This window comes from Pseudomonas sp. RP-B7, assembly GCF_059803535.1.
Genome location: NZ_JAPFHC010000006.1, coordinates 1 through 19,466, shown reverse-complemented (window position 1 = coordinate 19,466; position 19,466 = coordinate 1). Strand labels below are relative to the sequence as shown.

The following is a 19,466-nucleotide window of genomic DNA, read 5'->3' as shown; positions in this document are numbered from 1 at the left end:
AGTCGCGAGACACACACTAAGCCCGTGGAGGGATTAACAAAAATCAATAATTATTGGGTCGTGCATAAGTAAAGACTTATAGTTGGCCGGACGGCCTCCCGCGAAAGGACTATAAAAATGCGTAAGTCATTGATGCGTATGACATTGCGTCAATTGCAGATCTTCAATGAGGTGTGCGATTTGCGCTCCTATAGCCGCGCTGCCGAGGAAATGTCCCTCACGCAACCGGCCGTCAGCCTGCAAATTCGTCAGTTGGAAGAGCTGATCGGCCAGCCGTTGTTTGACTACGTCGGCAAAAAACTCTACATGACCGAGGCCGCCGAAGCCTTGCAGCGCGCCAGCCGGGATATTTTCGGGCGCCTGGAAAACCTCGATATGCAGCTCTCGGACATGCAGGGTTCGCTGCAAGGCCAGTTGAAGCTGGCGATTGAGTCCAGCGCCAAATACTTCGTGCCGCACCTGTTTGCCGCGTTCAAGCGCCAGCATCCCGAAGTGCAACTGCACCTCACGGTGGTCAACCGCGCCCAGGTGATCCGCAGGCTGTCGGATAACCGGGACGATCTGGTGATCATGTCCATGGTGCCCCAGGACATGGGCCTGGAATTCCTGCCGTTCCTCAACAACCCGATTGTCGCCATGGCGCGCCTCGACCATCCCTTGAGCCTGCAAGGTCCGCTGCGCCTGCAGGATCTGGAGCCGTACACGCTGCTGGTACGCGAGCAGGGTTCCGGCACGCGGATGGCTTGCGAGGAGTACTTCAAGGAGAAGCGCGTGCACTTCACCCAGACGGTGGAAGTGTCGTCCGCCGAGGCCCAGCGCGAATGTGTGAGCGCAGGTTTGGGCGTGGCCTTGCTGACGCGCCACGCGGTCAACCTGGAACTGGCCACCGGCGGGCTCAAGGAGCTGCCGGTGGAAGAACTGCCGCTGTACCGCAGCTGGTGCCTGGTGCAGGCCAAGGCCAAGCGCCTGTCACCCGTGGCCCACGCGTTCCTGGGCTTTATCCGCAGCGAACGGGTGCAGATCAGCGCACTGGCTGAGCGTTTCGCTGGGCAGCTACGGGTACCTGCCAATGGAGTTCCGGGTAGTCACTGATGCTTTTGAGCAATTGGCGTTCTTCACAACGGTCTTCGATTGCACGACGGAACGCCATGCGGCGTTGGTCTTCCTGCTGACGGCGGGTTTTTACGGCGCTGTTGCTGTCTTCGTAGGGACGGGCCATTTCGAGTCTCCCAATGCGAGTACGGGAGTTCAGGATGGGCTCTGGCGGTTACGGTTTGGCGGCGGTGGGATGACAGGACGATGAATCTGCTGGAAATACAGGAGATCAAAATGTGGGAGCGGGCTTGCTCGCGAAGGCGGTGGATCAGTTAAAACATCTTTGACTGACGCGCCGCCTTCGCGAGCAAGCCCGCTCCCACACAAGCCCAACCCCACATGGCTCCGCGTCCGACCTATCAGTCGTCGAGGGCTTTGACGGACTTGGGCGACAACCGCAGGCTGCGCAAGCTGCGCTTCACGCTCTTGAGGTGGTTGACCAGGCTCGGCCCGCGCGCCATGGCCACGCCCATCGCTAGCACGTCGATCACCACCAGGTGGGCAATCCGCGAGGTCAGCGGCGTATAGATCTCGGTGTCTTCGTGCACATCGATCGCCAGGTTGACCGTGGACAGCTCCGCCAATGGCGTCTGGCTCGGGCACAGGGTGATCAGGGTCGCGCCGCTTTCACGCACCAGGTTGGCGGTGATCAGCAGGTCTTTGGAACGGCCGGACTGGGAAATGCAGATCGCCACGTCGGTGGGCTTCAACGTCACCGCCGACATCGCCTGCATGTGCGGATCGCTGTAGGCCGCCGCCGTCAGCAGCAGTCGGAAGAATTTGTGCTGAGCGTCAGCCGCCACCGCGCCCGAAGCGCCGAAACCATAGAACTCGACACGCTGGGCCTGGGACATGGCCGTCACGGCTTTTTGCAGCTCGATCGGGTCGAGTTTCTCGCGCACTTCCATAAGGGTGTGCAGCGTGGTGTCGAAGATTTTCAGGCTGTAGTCGGCGACGGAATCGTCTTCGTGGATCGCAAACTGCCCGAAGCTCGCACCGGCGGCCAGGCTCTGGGCCAGCTTGAGTTTCAAGTCCTGGAAACCCGAGCAACCGATGGCGCGGCAGAAGCGCACGATGGTCGGCTCGCTGATGCCCACGCTGTGGGCGAGGTCGGCCATGGAACTGTGCATCACGGCCGCAGGATCAAGCAGCACGTGGTCGGCAACCTTGAGTTCCGATTTGCGTAACAGGTGGCGCGACTGGGCGATATGTTGCAACAGGTTCAAAGGGCAGGACTCTTGTTATTGGCAGGTGCCAGGGATGTAGCAAGCTTGTAGTTATACTACAAGAATTGTCGTTTTGCCCGTCTGATGCATCACTAAATCGCCCTGCTGCCCTCTGATTCAAAGGGCAGGCGCTTTGTAGCCCGCAGGGCGGCCTTGGTGCGATCAGGGAAAACCTGCATTTTTCCGTAACAAATCTGCCAGCCCTTGTGCCTGCATCGGCCGGCTGATCAGGTAGCCCTGCACTTCGTCACAACGCTCCAGCCGCAGGAAGTCCAACTGCTGCTGATCTTCCACGCCTTCGGCCACCACTTTCAGCGCCAGGCCATGGGCCATGGCAATGATTGCGCGGGTGATCGCCGCATCTTCGCGGCCCTGGCCGAGGCCACGGATGAAGGTTTGGTCGATCTTCACGTAATCCACCGGGATGCGCTTGAGGTAGCTGAGGGAGGAATAACCTGTGCCGAAATCGTCGATGGCCAGCTTCACGCCCAGGTCGCGCAACTGCTGGAAGGTCGAGATGATGTGTTCGACGCTGTCGAGCAGCTGGCTTTCCGTCAACTCCAGCTCAAGGTATTGCGGATCCAGCCCGGTTTCTTCGAGGACCTGGCGCACCAGGCTGACCAGCTTGCCCTGGCGCAACTGATGCACCGACAGGTTCACCGACACGCGAATCGGCGCCAGCCCCTGGCGTTGCCACTCACACGCCTGCCAGCAGGCCTGGCGCAGCACGAACTCGCCCAACGGTGCGATCAGGCCGGTCTCTTCGGCCAGGCCGATAAACTCGCCCGGCGGCACCATGCCCCACTGCGGATGCTCCCACCGCACCAGCGCCTCGGCGGCATTCAGCTTGCCGGTGGCCAGGCACAGCTTGGGTTGGTAGAACACCGTGAGCTGGCGCTCGTCGATGGCCTTGCGCAGCTGGTTTTCCAGCTGCAAACGCTCCAGCGTGCTGGCTTGCAGGCTGTCGGTGTAGAACTGGAAGTTATTGCCGCCCAGGTGTTTGGCATGCTGCATGGCCATGTTCGATTGGCTGACCAACGCGGAAATTTCACGCGCATTATCCGGCAGCAGGCTGACGCCCATCGAGGCGCTGACCACCAACTCATGCCCGTCCACCGTCACCGGCACCCGCAGCTTGGCCAGCAGCCGGGTGGCCACGCGTGCCAGGCTCGACAGGCTGCCGTATGCGTCGAACAGCACGGCGAATTCATCGCCGGACAAGCGCGCAATGGTGTCCGCCTCGGGCAAGGCGTTGATCAGGCGCCGTGACATTTTTTGCAGCAACTGGTCGGCGACTTCATGGCCGAGGCTGTCATTGAGCAGCTTGAAACGGTCCAGGTTGATGTGCAGCAACGCCAGGCTACGCCCGCCCAGGCGCACCCGTGAGTGAGCTTCGCGCAGGCGTTCGCGGAACAGCGAGCGGTTGGCCAGACCGGTCAGCTCGTCATAGTGGGTGAGGTAGCGCATGCGCTCTTCGGACTCGCGGCGCGCGGATAGATCGGCGAAAAAGCCCACGATATGGCTGACTTTTCCCCGAACATCGCGCACCACATTCAATTGCAGCCACTGCGGGTACAGCTCGCCGTTCTTGCGCGTTTCCACCAGCTCGCCCTGCCAGGTGCCGTGGCTGAGCAACGCCTGGCGGATCACCGGGAAGTGCCGGCGCGCATCGCGGCTACTGGGCAGCTCGACGACGTTGCGCCCGAGCATGTCGTCGATCTCAAACCCGGTGACGCGGCTGAACGCCTGGTTGACCGCGATCAACTTGTAGTCCGGGTCCAGAATCACGATGCCTTCGCTGGCCGCCTCGAATACCGTCGACGCGAGCCGCTGCTGTTCTTCCAGGACCTTGCCGGCACTGATGTCGCGGCGTGTACCTAGCATGCGCGTGACCCGGCCACTGGGCGCACGCTCGACGGCGCGGCCACGGTCTTCGATCCAGACCCAGTGGCCGGCACCGTGACGCACGCGGTACTCGACTTGATAGTCCTCGCTGCGGCCCTTGAGGTGCTCGACCAGCGCGCGCTTGAGCAACGGCAAGTCATCGGGGTGCAGGCGCGGCTTGAGGTGGCTGAGCATCGCCGTGACGTACTCGGGCTCCAGGCCGAACAGTTCCTTGAGTTGAGTGTGGTGGACTTCGTCGGTTTGCAGATTCCAGTCCCACAGGCCCAGTTCGCTGGCTTGCAACGCCATGGCCAGGCGCGCTTCGCTTTTATTCAGGGCGAGGCTGGCGGCGTCGAGTTCCTGGCTGCGTTGCGCCACCCGGTCTTGCAGGCCGGTCTGGGCATTGCGCAGTTCCTGTTCGATCTGGCGACGCTGTTCGACTTCGCGCACCAGGTCTTGATTCAACTGCTCGCTGCGCTGCTGCGCCTGCTGCAGATGTTCGATCAGCGCCTGGTTCTGGAAGCGCCGCAGCAGCCCGCGCTGGATCAGGCGGTTGACTTGCCACGCCACCACGCTCAAGGAGGCCAGCAGGATCAGGCCGAGCACGCCCCAGCCTTGCTGCTGCGGGGCGCCGTTCCAGAACAGATAGACAATCGCCGGCACCAGGCACGGCACGGCAAACGACAAGAACGCCGGCAGGCTCACGGCGTAGGCCACGCTGGCCGACAGCGTTGCGGCGCCGATCAGGCCGAATACCCACGCCTGCTGCATGAAGCTGTCCGCTGGCACCAGGGCGATGGCGGCGATGGCCAGGGTCAGGCCGCTGACCGCCGAGCCGAGCATGAACATGCGCCGCCACACCGGCAGCGCCTGGCGGCTGGGCATCGCCGAATCAAACGCCGCCACCTGGATCACCCGCATCGCGACCAGTGCCAGCAGCCAGACCAGCCAGATGCTGTCCAGCAGGTATTGCTTGGGGTTCCACAGCAACCAGGCGCAGACCAGGCCATTGATCAGCATCAACAAGGTGGGCAGCAACGAGCCCTGATACAGCAGGCGCGTGCGTTCGACCGCCATCTCGGTGGCGTACTGCTTGCGGATAACCTGCGCCGGCGCCACCGAGGGGCTGAGCAGGTCGGTACTGAGGGTCATAGGCAGTGTTCTTATAATGGTGAGCCCGAAACGTCGACGGAGCATACACAAGCAAAGGTCTGCGCCAAACTGCTCCACGTCATAAAATCCCCCAGGATTTACCTGCAAACCACGGGGCCAGACCCCTCAAGCGAAGCGTGGCGGGGCCTGGACCCTATGACCGACCGGTCATCCGCCCCGGCAGAATTATCGACCATCCGGCATTGGGGTTTGCCCCACTCCGCCGAGGGCCATAGAATGCGCCGATGCGCGATGATCTCTCCCTTTTGCTGAACTCCCTCAACGATGCCCAACGCCAGGCCGTAGCGGCCCCCGTTGGCCGTCAGTTGGTCCTGGCCGGTGCCGGCTCCGGTAAAACCCGAGTGCTGGTGCACCGTATCGCCTGGTTGATCCAGGTCGAAAACGCGTCGCCCCATTCGATCCTGTCGGTGACCTTCACCAACAAGGCCGCTGCCGAGATGCGCCATCGCATCGAGCAGTTGATGGGCATCAGCCCGGCCGGCATGTGGGTCGGCACCTTCCACGGCCTGGCACACCGCCTGTTGCGGGCGCACTGGCAGGAAGCGGGCCTGGCCCAGACCTTCCAGATCCTGGACAGCGATGACCAGCAACGTCTGGTCAAGCGGGTGATCCGCGAGCTGGGCCTCGACGAACAACGCTGGCCGGCGCGCCAGGCACAGTGGTTCATCAACGGCCAGAAAGACGAAGGCCTGCGCCCGCAGCACATCCAGGCCAGCGGCGACATGTTCCTGGCCACCATGCGCAGCATCTATGAAGCATACGAAGCGGCCTGCGCGCGCGCCGGGGTGATCGACTTCTCCGAGCTGCTGCTGCGCGCCCTCGACCTGTGGCGCGACAACCCGGGCTTGCTGGCCCATTACCAGAAGCGCTTCCGGCACATCCTGGTGGACGAGTTCCAGGACACCAACGCCGTGCAATACGCCTGGTTGCGCCTGCTGGCCAAGGGCGGCGACAGCCTGATGGTGGTGGGCGACGACGACCAGTCGATCTACGGCTGGCGTGGCGCGAAAATCGAGAACATCTACCAGTATTCCGAAGATTTCCCGGACGCCGTCACCATCCGCCTGGAGCAGAACTACCGCTCCACCGCCGGTATCCTCAAGGCCGCCAACGCCTTGATCGCCAACAACACCGGGCGCCTGGGCAAAGAGCTGTGGACCGACGGCGGCGAAGGCGAGGCGATCAACCTGTATGCCGCGTTCAACGAGCACGATGAAGCACGCTATGTGGTGGAAACCATCGAGAGCGCGCTGAAAACCGGCCTCGCCCGCAGCGACATCGCCATCCTTTACCGCTCCAACGCCCAATCGCGGGTGCTGGAAGAAGCCTTGCTGCGCGAACGCATCCCGTACCGCATCTATGGCGGCCAGCGCTTCTTCGAGCGCGCCGAAATCAAGAACGCCATGGCCTACCTGCGCTTGCTGGAAGGGCGTGGCAACGATGCGGCGCTGGAGCGGGTGATCAATATCCCGGCGCGTGGCATCGGCGAGAAAACCGTCGAAGCGATCCGCGACCACGCGCGCCACGCCGATGTGTCGATGTGGGAAGCCATGCGCTTGCTCATCGCCAATAAAGGCCTGACCGGGCGCGCAGCCGGGGCGCTGGGGGTGTTTGTCGAGCTGATCGAGAACCTCGCCGCCAAATGTGCCGAAATGCCGCTGCATTTAATGACGCAGACGGTGATCGAACAGTCCGGGCTGATCGCCTATCACGAAGCGGAAAAAGGCGAGAAAGGCCAGGCTCGGGTAGAAAACCTTGAGGAACTGGTCAGCGCCGCCCGTGCGTTCGAAAACACCGAGAATGAAGAAGACCTCACGCCGCTCGCCGCCTTCCTTGGCCATGCTTCGCTTGAAGCCGGGGATGCTCAGGCCGACGAGCATGAGGACAGCATCCAACTGATGACCTTGCACAGCGCCAAGGGCCTGGAATTCCCGTATGTGTTCCTGGTGGGCATGGAAGAAGGCCTGTTCCCCCACAAGATGAGCCTGGAAGAACCCGGCCGCCTTGAGGAAGAGCGCCGCCTGGCCTACGTGGGCATTACCCGGGCGATGCAAAACCTGGTGATGACCTACGCCGAGACACGACGCCTGTACGGCAGCGAGACCTACAACAAGGTGTCACGCTTCGTACGCGAGGTGCCGAAGGGGCTGATCCAGGAAGTACGCCTGTCCAACAGCGTCAGCCGCCCGTTCGGTGGCGGCCAGCAGCAGAGCGCAAGCAGCTTGTTCGCCGGTTCCGCGATCCCGGAAACCGCGTTCAGCCTGGGCCAGCAGGTCAAGCATGCGATCTTTGGCGAAGGCGTGATCCTCAACTTCGAAGGCGCCGGTGCGCAGGCACGGGTGCAGGTTAACTTCGCCGAAGGCAGCAAGTGGCTGATGATGGGCTACGCGAAGCTCGAAGCAATCTGACACATCTTCCTAGGATGAAGGTTATTGGCCCGCCCTTGTAATTCACGAGCGCGGGCCAATATCTGTAATAAGTCCTACAGACACTTCCGAATCTGTCCTACGCAAAAGCCCGAAACATTATGTCGCTAGCCACTGTCACGACACCTGTGCAACATGGCGCGCGTGCAATCCACAAATGGGAATTCCCTTTATGAAACGTTTTCTTAGCATCGCCATGGCGTTGTGCATCGGCCTGACGATGAGCCTCGACGCCAACGCCAAGCGCTTCGGTGGCGGCAAAAGTTCGGGCGCAGCACCGACTCACCAGACCAGCCAAATGGCTCCATCCGCCGGTGGCATGGGCGGTGCAGCCGCGACCGCAGGCGCAGCCGGTGCCGCTGGCGCCGCTGCCAAGGCTGGCGGTGCTTCGCGCTGGCTGGGCCCTCTGGCCGGCATCGCGGCCGGTGGCCTGCTCGCTTCCATGTTCATGGGCGGCGGCTTCCAGGGCATGCAGATCTTCGACATTCTGATCCTGGCGGTCATCGCCTTTGTGATCTTCCGCTTTATCGCCGCCCGTCGCCGCAAGCAGCAGGAGCACATGGCTCCAGCCGGTGCGCCGATGCAGCGTGAAGTGTTCGAGCAAAAGCCAGCCATGGGCTCGATCTTCGGCGGCGGTTCGCCAGCCGCTGCTGCCCGTCCGGTGATCAACGCACCGGCGTGGTTCAACGAAGAGCGTTTCGTCGAAGCAGCCCGCAGTCACTTCCAGTCCCTGCAACAGCACTGGGACGCCAACGAAATGGACAAGATCGCCGAGTTCGTGACCCCGCAATTGCTGGAGTTCCTCAAGCGCGAACGCGCTGAGCTGGGCGATGCGTTCCAGTCGACCTACATCGACGACCTGCGCGTGCAACTGGACGGTGTGGATGACCGCGCCGACAAGACCATCGCCACCCTGACATTCAGCGGCGTGTCGAAAAACTCGCGCTTTGACCAGGGCGAAGTGTTCAGCGAAAGCTGGAACATGGAACGCCCACAAGGTGAAAACCAGCCTTGGCTGGTCGCCGGTATCCGCCAGAACGGCTGATCACCTGGCGCCTTGAGCGCGCAGTGAACGACCCCGACGGTGTATGCAAATACACCGCCGGGGTCTTTTTTTGCCGGGCGGAAATGCGTTGCGGTTTTTACTGGATTAATGAGAAACATTCTCACTATACTCGTGCCCTCTCCCGGTTCTGCCCGAGCATAGGAACGTGCCGCCGTGCTGGAAAAACTCTTCAATCAACACGCATCCGCGCTGCATCGCTACCTGTTGCGCAAAAAATGCACACCCAGCCTGGCCTCGGACCTGGTGCAGGACACCTTCCTGCGCATCGCCCAGCTGGAGAACGTGGAACGCATCCTGTGTGCGCCGTCCTACCTGTTTCGCGTCGCGCACAACCTCATGATCGACCACCATCGCCGCTACGGTGAAAAGCGCTTCGACAACGATGCCGCCGCCTATTTCGATACGTTGGTGGATGAGGCCAGCGGCCCCGAAGAACAGGCCCTCGACGCCCTTGCCCTGGAACAACTGGAAAGCCTGCTGGAGCGCATGCCAGAACGTACCCGTGACATCTTCCTGCTGTGCCGGGTCGAGGGCATGACGCACAAAGAGACCGCCCGCTATTTACGGATTTCCACAAGCTCTGTACAAAAACACATGGCGATGGCGCTGGCCAGGATTGGTAAGGCGCTTGACCCAGACCAGGAGGGCTAAGCCTTGGGTCTCTTGCAAAGCGATAAGGTAAACAGTCAGAACCGTGAATGCTTCCCCACAAACGACCGACCCGTTGGAGCGCAAAGCTGCCGATTGGGTGATGCGTCATCGACAAGGCCAGCTGTCGGCGCGTGAGCTAGAAGCTTTTCAGCGTTGGCAGGAAGCCGACCCCAGGCATGCCGCCGCTGCCGGTCGGGCGGATCGCGCCTGGCGCGCCACCGCCGCGCTCAAACGCCGCCCAGGCTATGTCAAACCGCAGCGCCCACCACGCAGCCTCTGGACACGCGGGACAGCCACCAGCGCTGTCGGCGCCCTCGCGCTGGGGTGCTGGATGCTGCTTGCACCGCCCTTCTGGCTGCAAGCGCTGAGCAGCGACTATCACACCGGTTTCGGCGAGGTTCGCCACATCACCCTGGCGGATGGCAGCCAGGTTGAACTGGGCAGCCACAGCATCCTGAACATCGCCTATGACGATCAGACCCGCCTGGTGAACCTGAGCCAGGGCGAAGCGGTGTTCACCCCATCGCCAATCAATGATCAGGAACGCCGCCCGTTTACCGTGCGCGCCCCCGGCGCCGACATCACCGCACGCGGCACGCGCTATCTGGTCGGTATCGGCCAGGAGCGTGAAGGCTGGGTCGGGGTGTTGCAGCATAAGGTCGAGGTCAATCTCACCCCTGCCCAGCGCGATGACGTGGCCGGGTCCGCGCTGCTGGAGCAAGGCAACAGCCTGCGCTTCAGCCCGAAAGCCGGGTTGGTGCCGCTCACCACGCACCCGGATGAACTGGCCAGCTGGCAGGAAGGTCGCCTGGTGTTCCAGCGCGAAGCGTTGGGCGATGCCGTGGCGCGCATCAACCGCTATCGGCCGGGGCTGATCGTAGTCAAAGGCGACACATTACGCGCCGTGCGAATCAGTGCGGTGATGCGCCTGGACAACCTCGACGACGCCGTCAAACGTCTCGCACAGCAAGCCCACGGGCGCATTCTCGACCTGCCCGGGCTCACGCTGATCTACTGAAAGGCCGCGTCTGCGGGCCTTTTGACATCATTCATATATAAAACGCGATACATAGACCATATCGATCTATCGCGTTTTGACTGCTGCTGCGTTTCTACTACATGTGAATAACTCTTATTTGCTTTAGTGAGGCCGGTTTTGCAGATGCAACAGAACCACAAGAAGCGCAAGGCAACCCATCGCACTCGGCTGAGCCTGGGGATTCAGCTCGCCGTGTTCGCGCTGGCCGCCGACGCCGCCGACATCCATCCGCTGCAAACTCGCCCGGCCAGCAGCGCGGCCCAGGTGCAACCCCAAAGTACGTATCACGACTTCGACGTCCCCGCCCTGTCACTGGACGAAGGCCTGGTCCTGCTGGCGCGCCAAGCCGGCGTCGAGGTGTACCTGGGCAGCAATGACCTCACCGGCACCTACGGCAACCCGGTCAAGGGCCGGCTATCCCTGGAAGCCGCACTGCAACAACTGCTCGCCAACCAGGCGCTGACCTACAGCCTGGGCAACCACCCCGAGCGGCCGATCATCCAGGTGCAACCCGCGCCGGGCATGAGCGGCATCCAGCAAGGCGACCTGCACCCGATCTACGTGCACGGCCTGGATGGCAAGGAGTCCCGCGACGAAAAAGGCTACAACGACATCTACGATCAGGACGTGTCCTCGGTGTATTCCGGCAAGGAACAGATCGAACGCTACAAAGGCGCCGCCCCCGCCGATATGTTCAAGGGCATGCTCAACGTCTACAGCGGTGACGGCCGCAACAGCGGCGCGCTGGACCCGAACGTGCGTGGCATCCAGGGCCCCGGCCGCGTGCCGCTGACCATCGATGGCACCGAGCAGGCGCTGACGGTGTATCGCGGCTACATGGGCGCCAACAACCGCAATTACATCGACCCCAACCTGATCGGCAGCATCAAGGTGCTCAAGGGCCCGAACCTGGAGCGCAACGTCTACAGCGGCGTGGGTGGCGCGGTAGTCGCCAACACCCTGAACGTGGATGACATCCTCAAGGAAGGCCAGGCATTCGGCGGCGAGCTGAAGGTGGAAGGCAGTAACAACTCGGTGTCGCCCAAGCTGCCGCACTTGATGACCGGCCAAAGCCCGCCCGCCGACTATCAGTACATCCCGATCTCTTCCTACTACGACCCGTCGTTGTACAAGCACCCACGCACCAGCCGCGACAACAACCTGATCACCGGCGGCGACTCGGCCTATCGCCTGGCCCTCGGCACCCGCCAGGAAAAATTCGAACTGCTCGCCGCCTACGCCTACCGCGAAAAGGGCAACCACTACGCGGGCAAGAACAAAAGCGGGTTCTACGCCACTGGCGAACAGGTCAACGGCCAGTTCGACTACATCCCCAATCTGGCCAACATCTACAAGCCGGGCGATGAAGTGCCCAACACCTCCAGCAAGATGGAGTCCTGGCTGGCCAAGGCCAAGCTCAAGATCGACGACGACCAATCCCTGGAGTTCGGCTACCGCGACACCGATTCGCTGTACGGCGAAATCCTGCCGTCACGCATTTCGTTCTTCCGCCCCGGCGACCAGTTCGATGCCGAATCCAGCGGCGTGCCGCAGTGGCCCCTGAGCCATGTGCAGAGCAAAGCCTACAACCTGGAATACAACCTCAAGCCCGAGGGCAACCCGTGGGTGGATTTCTATTCCAACCTCTGGGCCACCAATACCCAAAGCGACACCTACTCAAGTGGCGGCGTGCCCAACGCCACCAGCGCCGCCGACCCGGTGTTCAGGAATACCGCCGTCGCCAATGCCCAACATGACCGGGCCGGGGTGACCGTCAGCAACAAACTCAAGTTGATCGACAGCCTGGACCTGACCCTGGGCGCGAGCTACCAACATGAGAAGTTGGGTTCCAAAGACAACTATTACGACGCGGCGATCTTCGACACCTTGCGCATGAACCCGCGCGCGGGACGCCGTGAAGAAAAGGAATACAACTTCAATTTCGAGTGGCGACCGGTGAGTTTTGCCAAGTTCACCGCAGGCGCGCGCTATTCATCGTATTGGGCGTTTGATGACTACTTGAAAGAAACCCAAGACAAAAGCGGTGCAACCACGCAGTGGGTCAATACGGCCTATCGCGTGGATTACACCACTCGCAAAACATTGACGGATGCTGAATGGAATGCCGCCGTTGATAAGAAAGTTGCCGACCTTAACGCCGCATTTGATCTGTTTGGCATTCCGCCGGAATTCCGCATCATTGATGTAAAGCAGTTGCAGGCAGAAACGCCGCGGGTTGAAGACACCCAACTTCGGGCTGTGTGGAATGCGGATGATAAAGGTCGCCTTGCCCGTTATAACGACCCGTGCATTCTGGCGGCCAATGCGGGCCAGAATGTAGTGTCTTGCGGCGTGTCCGATACCGGCATTGGCTACCAAAAAGACGTGACGGCCAAACATCAGAAAGACAGCGCCTGGGCGCCGACACTTTCCGGTACGTTCTATACCTCCGAGAACGGTCGGGTTTACATCCGCTACAGCGAGGCCATTCGCTACCCGAGCATGTTTGAAAGTACCTTGGGCTTTTCCTCCTCTCTCAACCCATGGGGGCTTGAACCCGAACACGCCTATAACTATGAGGCCGCGTATATCCATAACCTGGCCGGGTGGGGCGGCAGTGAACGCGCCGACGTCAAACTGACCTATTACCACAACACCACCAAAAACGTGATTGAACGCAGCCCGGAACTGGTGTTCAGCAACGTTGAAAAACAGACCACATCCGGCCTTGAGTTTCAGGGGCGTTATGACAGTGGGCGGTTCTTCACTGACCTGAGCGTCGCCCATGTGTTGAAGAACCGGGTGTGCGATGAGAGGTCGGCCATCACTATTACACCCGACGGCAGTACCCCAAACTGCGTAGATGATGGCTTTGTCGGTGGTTACCTGGCGAGCATGTCGCAACCCGAATGGTCGGCCAACCTCGGGCTGGGCGGTCGATTTTTCAACCGTAAGCTGGAAGTTGGCGGGCGCGCCATTTATTACCGCCAACACGAAAACAAGTTTAATAAAAACTACCCCAACAGCCCCATGGTCAGTTACTACATCAATACACCGATGTCGTGGGACAAGATTGTCACGTATGACGCTTATATCAATTACAAGTTAACCGACGACGCCTCGATCGAACTCACCGGCACCAACTTGAGCAATCTCTATTACGTCGACCCGCTGACACGCTCGGCCATGCCCGCGCCGGGGCGCACATTAAAACTCGGCTTTACCACTACGTTCTAACTTATGAGGTGCACCATGGGAGGCTAAAGAAGAAATTGGCAAATGCTCTACGTGTTGACTTAATTAAATTCACTCAATGGAACATGAAATGAAAACTTTTAACTACACCGTACTGGCAGTGGCTTTTCTTGGTTTGGCTGGCGTTGCTCAAGCAGATACTTCTTCCGGTCAAAGTTATGACGGCACCATCGTTGTAGATGGCTCCAGCGGCACGGGCACTACCAATCACCCGGGTGCAGCGGGCCAACCTGCCGTGGGCGTAAAAGCCTTTTACAACGGCGCAAAAGTGACGTTTGCCGGCCTGAAAGGCATGGTCCCCACCGACACCAACGGCGTCACCACCATTACCCCGGCAATGATGCCAGCCTCCCACTCTGCCCTGGGCAATTTCGACTTCAAGCAAGTTGCCAGCCAGCAGGTGTACTACGGCGAGTGGTCGCAGAACGGCACCCACAACGATCCGACTCGCGTCGTGTACTACTCCGGCGACACCACCGGCCGTGTGCTGCCCACCACCAGCGTGACCTACGCGGTGCAGGGCATCAACAACTACTCCGGGGCTAACCTGCTGTCCGGCGACCTGACCGCCACCTTCGGCACCGCATCGCCCACGCTCACCGGTTCGCTGACCAACGCCGCGCTGAAAGTCGGGATTTCGGCCAACATCAACACCGCCACCGCCGGTTTCAGCGGCAGCGCCATTGCCCAGAACCCGACCACCAGCGCAGTGCTGGCAGCCGGCACCACCCAAGGCAGCTTCTTCGGTGCAGGCTCCACCGCGTCGCTGGCCGGTATCGCCAAGTTCACCAACCGCAACTACGACACCGCTTTCGGCGGCGTAGCCAAGTAACTGCGGCTTGCACTGACGTAGCACCACGAAGCAAGTGCCTGGCCTCCAGGCACTTGCTTTTGGCGTTTTGAAGCGATCTCGAGAGCCCGGTAATGCCCCAGCCCTACTGCAAGCGATCCCTCACGTTGCATGTTTTGCCCCTTTCCCTGCTGCTGTTTACGGCCCCAACGGTGTTCGCCGCCGACCAGGACACCAACCTGCGCCTGAACCAGAGCATCGAGTACCGCGCCAACAAGCAAGAGCGCGAGTTGCTCAAGGATGAACTGCCGAGTGACGGTGCCGCGCCGTCGCTGACTATCGACGGCCAGGTCTACAGCGTCGGCAACAACCTCGACGAGCTGGGCCGCGCGGTGTACCTGAGCGTCGAGCGCCAGCAATGGCCGCAAGCCCGCGACTATCTCAAGCGCTACACCGCCCTGCCCGGCCACGACCCGATGCTCACCGCCTACGCCAACGGCGGCCTGGCCCGCGCCGATGGCGACCTGGAAACCGCCGAACGCTATTACCAGGACCTGCTGGCCATCCAGCCCGACTTCCTGCCCGGTCGCCTGGAGTTGGCACGCGTACAGTTCGAGAACCGCAAGGATCGCGACTCCAAAGCCGTGTTCGAACAGATCAGCAGCAGCCTCAGCCCGTCGGACGCCCAAGCCATGGGCCTGGGCAAGACCGTCGACAGTTTTATCCAGGCCCTGGACCATCGCGAAGACTGGCAAGGCTCATTCGCCATCGGTCCGACCTGGAGCGACAACCTCAACCAGTCCTCCGAAGGCAGCGTGACCTACCGCTATGAGACCGCTGAAGAGACCTACGTGGTCAAGCAATCCCTGCCCAAGGCGGTGTCGGCCCACGGCCAGGACTATGAGGCCACGCTCAACAAACGCATCTCCATCAGCGGCCATCACGGGCTGTTCGTGCGTTCGCTGCTGTACGGCCAAGCGTACGAAAAAGAGAGCAAGTACAACGAAGCCACCGTGATCAACAACGCCGGCTACAGCTACCACGATGCGCGCAACCAGTACGCATTCGGGCCGTCCTACGAGTTCAACACGATCGGCGACAACGCCATGTACAGCGCCTGGGGCCTGCGCGGCGAGTGGATTCACACGCTCTCGGCCACACGTATGTTCAAACTCGAAGGCGAGTACAAGGACATGACGTACAAACACTCGATCAACAGTAACCTCGACGGCGGTATCAGCTCGGTCTACGCCACCCTGTGGCAAGTCTTGCCCCAGCAATGGACGCTGTTCGGCGGCGTAGACATCACCGAACGCGACGCCCGGGACCGCGTCGCGGCGTACCTGCAAAAAGGTGTGCGCCTGGGCATCGCCAAGGACTTCGATATAGGCGTGAGTGCCGTGCTGTTTGCCTCGTACCGTAAGCGTCAATACGATGCCTACAGCGCAATCGTCGATGGCACACGGGAAGAGAATGAGCAGGGCTACACCTTCATCCTACGTGCGCCAAGACTGGCGGTGTACGACGTGGTTCCCAGCCTCACCGTCAAGTACAACAAGGTGCAGAGCAACATCGACTGGATTTATTCCTACGACAAAAACAGCATTAGCCTAAAGCTGGAGAAACAGTTCTAATCCGCCGCTGTCACAGGGATTGTGCTTGTGCCGGAATATCTATTTCACGGTTGCACTTATAGCGAGCTACTGTATAAAACGCCCCTATAAACCGCGCCATCAGCAAGAGGATCCCGGCCGTGGAAGAAATCATCGAACAATTGCGTGAAGCCAACGAACCGGTCCCGGTTCCTCTGGAACTGCCTGACGAAGACCAACTGGTGGAAATCGAAGAACAACTGTTCATCGACATCCCGTTTGTCTTCCGTGAATTCCTGCTGACCGTCAGCGACGTGGTGTACGGCAGCCTGGAGCCGGTGACCGTCACCGACCCGCAGTCCCACACCTACCTGCCGGACGTGGCCGCCAACGCCTGGGACGCCGGTGTCGATCGCAGCATGATCCCGATCTGCCAGGACGGCGACGACTACTACTGCGTCGAGGAAGACGGCACCGTGGTGCTGTGGTCCGGCGAAGAAGAACTGGTCACCGAAGAAACCTGGGAATCGGTCTGGCACTGGGCGCGGGACGTCTGGCTGGAAAGCTGATCCAGAGCGCGCGTGTGGCGAGGGAGCTTGCTCCCGCTGGGCTGCTTCGCAGCCCCCCGACATTAGCCACTAGTGCTCCGCCGTATCCTTATGGTTATCCAGCGTCTCCAGCAAGGCGACCTGCATCCGCGTATGCACGCGGATGAACCAACGCCAGAGCACGGCAGCCACCGCCGCCGTGACTACGGCGATCAACACCAGCAACTTGTTGGTTGGCAGAATACTGGCCGATAAGGCTGCCAATAGCAGGAAGATCACCAGCAACGACAGGATCGGGATCAACTCCGCAATCACCCGCCGCACGCGCTGGGTATGCCGCCCGGCCATCTCCGGCTTCACGCTCATCTCCGCCAACAGCATCGACAGCGCCTTGAGCTTGCGATAAGCCGCAATCAAAAACGGCAGCGATAACAGCAACGCCCCGCCCCAGATCAACGCCTTCTGCCAGCTTGGATCACTGATCCAGCTTTGCAGATAACCGCCAATGCGCACTGCAAAAAAGCTGCCGGCGAAGAAGATCGCCACCACCAGCGCCAGGTTCACCCCCACTTGCAGGATGATCTTGCGGATCATCGACGCCAGCATCGCGCCTTCACCCTGGGGCTGAATGCTGCGCAGCCACTCGCCGTACAGGCCGAACACCCGGCTCATGCGCTTGGGCATCACCGCCGCGATCTTCAATGACAGTGGGTCGGCCCCCCGGATCAGGTAAGGCGTGAGCAAGGTTGTGATCGCCGAAACCGCCACCGCCACCGGGTAGAGGAAGTCGCTGGTCACCTGCAGCGTCATCCCCAACGCCGCGATAATGAAGGAAAACTCACCAATCTGTGACAACCCCATACCTACTCGCAACGAGGTTCGGCCATCATTGCCGGCGATAAATGCCCCCAGGCCGCAGGACAACATCTTGCCCAGCACCACCGCCACCGTGATCACCGCAATCGGCCAGGCGTATTGCAGGAGGATATGCGGGTCGATCATCAGGCCGATGGCGACAAAGAAGATCGCACTGAACATGTCGCGAACCGGCTCGATCAGGCGCTCGATGTCGAGCAACTGCTTCGATTCGGCCATGATCGCGCCAATCAGGAACGCGCCCAGCACCATGCTGTATTCCAGCTTGACCACCAGCAGACAGAAACCGAAACACAGGCCCAATACGGTGATCAGCAACATCTCGTTGCTTTCGAACTTGGCCACGTAGGCCAGCAGGCGCGGTACCAGCAGGATGCCAATGACCAGCGCGACGATCATGAACAGCGACAGCTTGCCAACGGTGGAGAACACCTCGCCGGAGCTGACCGTGCCACTGACGGCGATGCTCGACAGCAAGGCAATGATGCCGATACCAAGGATGTCTTCGACGATCAGCACGCCGAAAATCAACTGGGCAAAGCGTTGGTTCTTCATCTTCAGGTCGTTGAGCGCCTTGACGATGATGGTGGTGGAAGAGATTGCCAGGATCGCGCCGAGGAATAGCGAGTCCATGGTATTCCAGTCGAACCAGCGGCCGATCTCGTAGCCGATCCAGATCATCAGGATGATCTCCAGGAACGCCGCGATAAACGCCGTGGCCCCGACCTTGAACAGCTTGCGCAGGCTGAACTCCAGGCCCAGGCAGAACATCAGGAAGATCACCCCCAGCTCGGCGAGGGTCTTGATCGTGTCTTCATCGTGGATCAGGCCAAACGGCGGGGTATGCGGGCCGATGATGAAGCCGGCGACGATGTAGCCCAGCACCACCGGCTGCTTGAAGCGATGAAACAGGATGGTGACCACCCCTGCCACCAGCATGATCACGGCCAGGTCCTGGATAAAGCTGATGGCGTGCATGGCGAGGGGCTCCTTGAGGGTACTGGTGCTTTTCCCACTTCCGTTCGCGCCGCTGAAATGTCGCAAAGCGCGGAAGGAAAAGTCTGCCGAAATCGTAAGAAATGCCCTGAGACGGGCTTTTGCAGGTTAACACCGCGACTTCCGGCAGAAAGCCGGTGCAATATATGGAAACAGATCGGCCAGCGCGTGACGGCAAGCCGCCCGCCGGCGTCCCGTTATGGATGGCGCAGTAAAGATTCCAGCACCCGCAGAGGTGCCCCCCAACAGATGCCTACAACCCGTGAGTGTGCTATGGAACCCGGAAACGCCCAGCTGTCGATGACGGTGCTGATGACCCCTGATATGGCCAACTTCTCTGGCAATGTCCACGGTGGCACCCTGCTCAAGTACCTCGACGAAGTGGCCTACGCCTGCGCGAGCCGTTATGCCGGTCGCTACGTAGTGACATTGTCCGTAGACCAAGTGATTTTTCGCGAGCCGATCCATGTCGGTGAGCTGGTGACCTTCCTCGCCTCGGTCAACTACACCGGCAACACCTCGATGGAGGTGGGTATCAAGGTGGTGACCGAAAACATCCGCGAGCGCTCAGTGCGCCACACCAACAGCTGCTTTTTCACCATGGTGGCTGTGGACGACCAGCGCAAACCGGCCGCCGTGCCGCCGCTGCAACCGCACAACAGCGAAGACAAGCGCCGTTTCGTGCAGGCCCAGCAACGTCGGCAGATTCGCCAGGAGCTGGAAAAGCGTTATCAGGAAATCAAAGGCTGAGGCGCTGACAATCCCAGGGTGTAAACCGGGTCAAATGTGGGAGCGGGCTTGCTCGCGAATACGGTGGTTCAGTTGGAACATCTTTGACTGACACACCGC

Annotated in this window: 14 protein-coding genes; 10 read left to right on the top strand and 4 right to left on the bottom strand. The window is 60.8% G+C overall.

The annotated features are described in order from the left end of the window. Positions 1 to 117 precede the first annotated feature (117 nt). The gene (locus OPU96_RS07900) at positions 118 to 1,092 is read left to right on the top strand and encodes a LysR family transcriptional regulator (protein ID WP_498558939.1); all 975 of its coding nucleotides are present in this window, start codon (positions 118 to 120) and stop codon (positions 1,090 to 1,092) included. On the opposite strand, the gene OPU96_RS07895 is transcribed toward OPU96_RS07900, so the two are convergent. From OPU96_RS07895 to OPU96_RS07885, 3 genes are all read right to left on the bottom strand, one after another. Further along, entirely contained in the window at positions 1,022 to 1,219 is a 198-nt protein-coding gene (locus OPU96_RS07895; protein ID WP_226454723.1) for a PA3496 family putative envelope integrity protein, read from the bottom strand. The genes OPU96_RS07900 and OPU96_RS07895 overlap by 71 nt on opposite strands. 235 nt (positions 1,220 to 1,454) lie before the next feature. Further along, on the bottom strand, positions 1,455 to 2,321 hold the full coding sequence (hexR, locus tag OPU96_RS07890; RefSeq protein ID WP_017739023.1) for a transcriptional regulator HexR: 867 nt from the start codon (positions 2,319 to 2,321) through the stop codon (positions 1,455 to 1,457). Positions 2,322 to 2,483: 162 nt separating this feature from the next. Beyond that, positions 2,484 to 5,357 (bottom strand): putative bifunctional diguanylate cyclase/phosphodiesterase, encoded by a 2,874-nt coding sequence (locus OPU96_RS07885; protein WP_498558938.1) that lies wholly within the window; start codon positions 5,355 to 5,357, stop codon positions 2,484 to 2,486. Positions 5,358 to 5,602: 245 nt separating this feature from the next. Between OPU96_RS07885 and uvrD the strand changes: the two genes are divergently transcribed. The 8 genes from uvrD to OPU96_RS07845 all read left to right on the top strand — a co-directional run bounded on the left by uvrD (position 5,603) and on the right by OPU96_RS07845 (position 16,766). Further along, positions 5,603 to 7,786, top strand: coding sequence for a DNA helicase II (gene uvrD, locus OPU96_RS07880; RefSeq protein ID WP_192298079.1), 2,184 nt, complete (start codon positions 5,603 to 5,605; stop codon positions 7,784 to 7,786). Positions 7,787 to 7,976: 190 nt separating this feature from the next. Continuing rightward, positions 7,977 to 8,849, top strand: a complete 873-nt coding sequence (locus tag OPU96_RS07875) for a Tim44 domain-containing protein (protein ID WP_192298080.1) — start codon at positions 7,977 to 7,979, stop codon at positions 8,847 to 8,849. A gap of 174 nt (positions 8,850 to 9,023) precedes the next feature. Further along, positions 9,024 to 9,521: an RNA polymerase sigma factor gene (locus OPU96_RS07870; protein ID WP_192298081.1), complete on the top strand. Its 498-nt coding sequence runs from the start codon at positions 9,024 to 9,026 to the stop codon at positions 9,519 to 9,521. Positions 9,522 to 9,564: 43 nt separating this feature from the next. After that, positions 9,565 to 10,539, top strand: coding sequence for a FecR family protein (locus OPU96_RS07865; RefSeq protein WP_226454725.1), 975 nt, complete (start codon positions 9,565 to 9,567; stop codon positions 10,537 to 10,539). 144 nt (positions 10,540 to 10,683) lie between these two features. Next, positions 10,684 to 13,797, top strand: coding sequence for a TonB-dependent receptor domain-containing protein (locus OPU96_RS07860; protein ID WP_305391769.1), 3,114 nt, complete (start codon positions 10,684 to 10,686; stop codon positions 13,795 to 13,797). Between the two features lie 88 nt (positions 13,798 to 13,885). Further along, positions 13,886 to 14,647 (top strand): Slam-dependent surface lipoprotein, encoded by a 762-nt coding sequence (locus OPU96_RS07855; RefSeq protein WP_192298083.1) that lies wholly within the window; start codon positions 13,886 to 13,888, stop codon positions 14,645 to 14,647. A gap of 92 nt (positions 14,648 to 14,739) precedes the next feature. After that, positions 14,740 to 16,239, top strand: a complete 1,500-nt coding sequence (locus OPU96_RS07850; protein WP_498558937.1) for a surface lipoprotein assembly modifier — start codon at positions 14,740 to 14,742, stop codon at positions 16,237 to 16,239. A 119-nt stretch (positions 16,240 to 16,358) separates the two neighbouring features. Continuing rightward, a complete protein-coding gene (locus OPU96_RS07845; RefSeq protein WP_017739032.1) occupies positions 16,359 to 16,766 on the top strand; it encodes an SMI1/KNR4 family protein in 408 nt (135 codons plus the stop codon). Between the two features lie 69 nt (positions 16,767 to 16,835). Here OPU96_RS07845 and OPU96_RS07840 read toward each other — a convergent pair whose 3' ends face one another. Further along, a complete protein-coding gene (locus tag OPU96_RS07840; protein WP_305391772.1) occupies positions 16,836 to 18,599 on the bottom strand; it encodes a cation:proton antiporter in 1,764 nt (587 codons plus the stop codon). A gap of 291 nt (positions 18,600 to 18,890) precedes the next feature. Here OPU96_RS07840 and OPU96_RS07835 point away from each other — a divergent pair, with 291 nt between their 5' ends. Beyond that, positions 18,891 to 19,367, top strand: a complete 477-nt coding sequence (locus OPU96_RS07835) for an acyl-CoA thioesterase (RefSeq protein WP_017739034.1) — start codon at positions 18,891 to 18,893, stop codon at positions 19,365 to 19,367. The last annotated feature ends 99 nt before the right edge of the window (positions 19,368 to 19,466 follow it).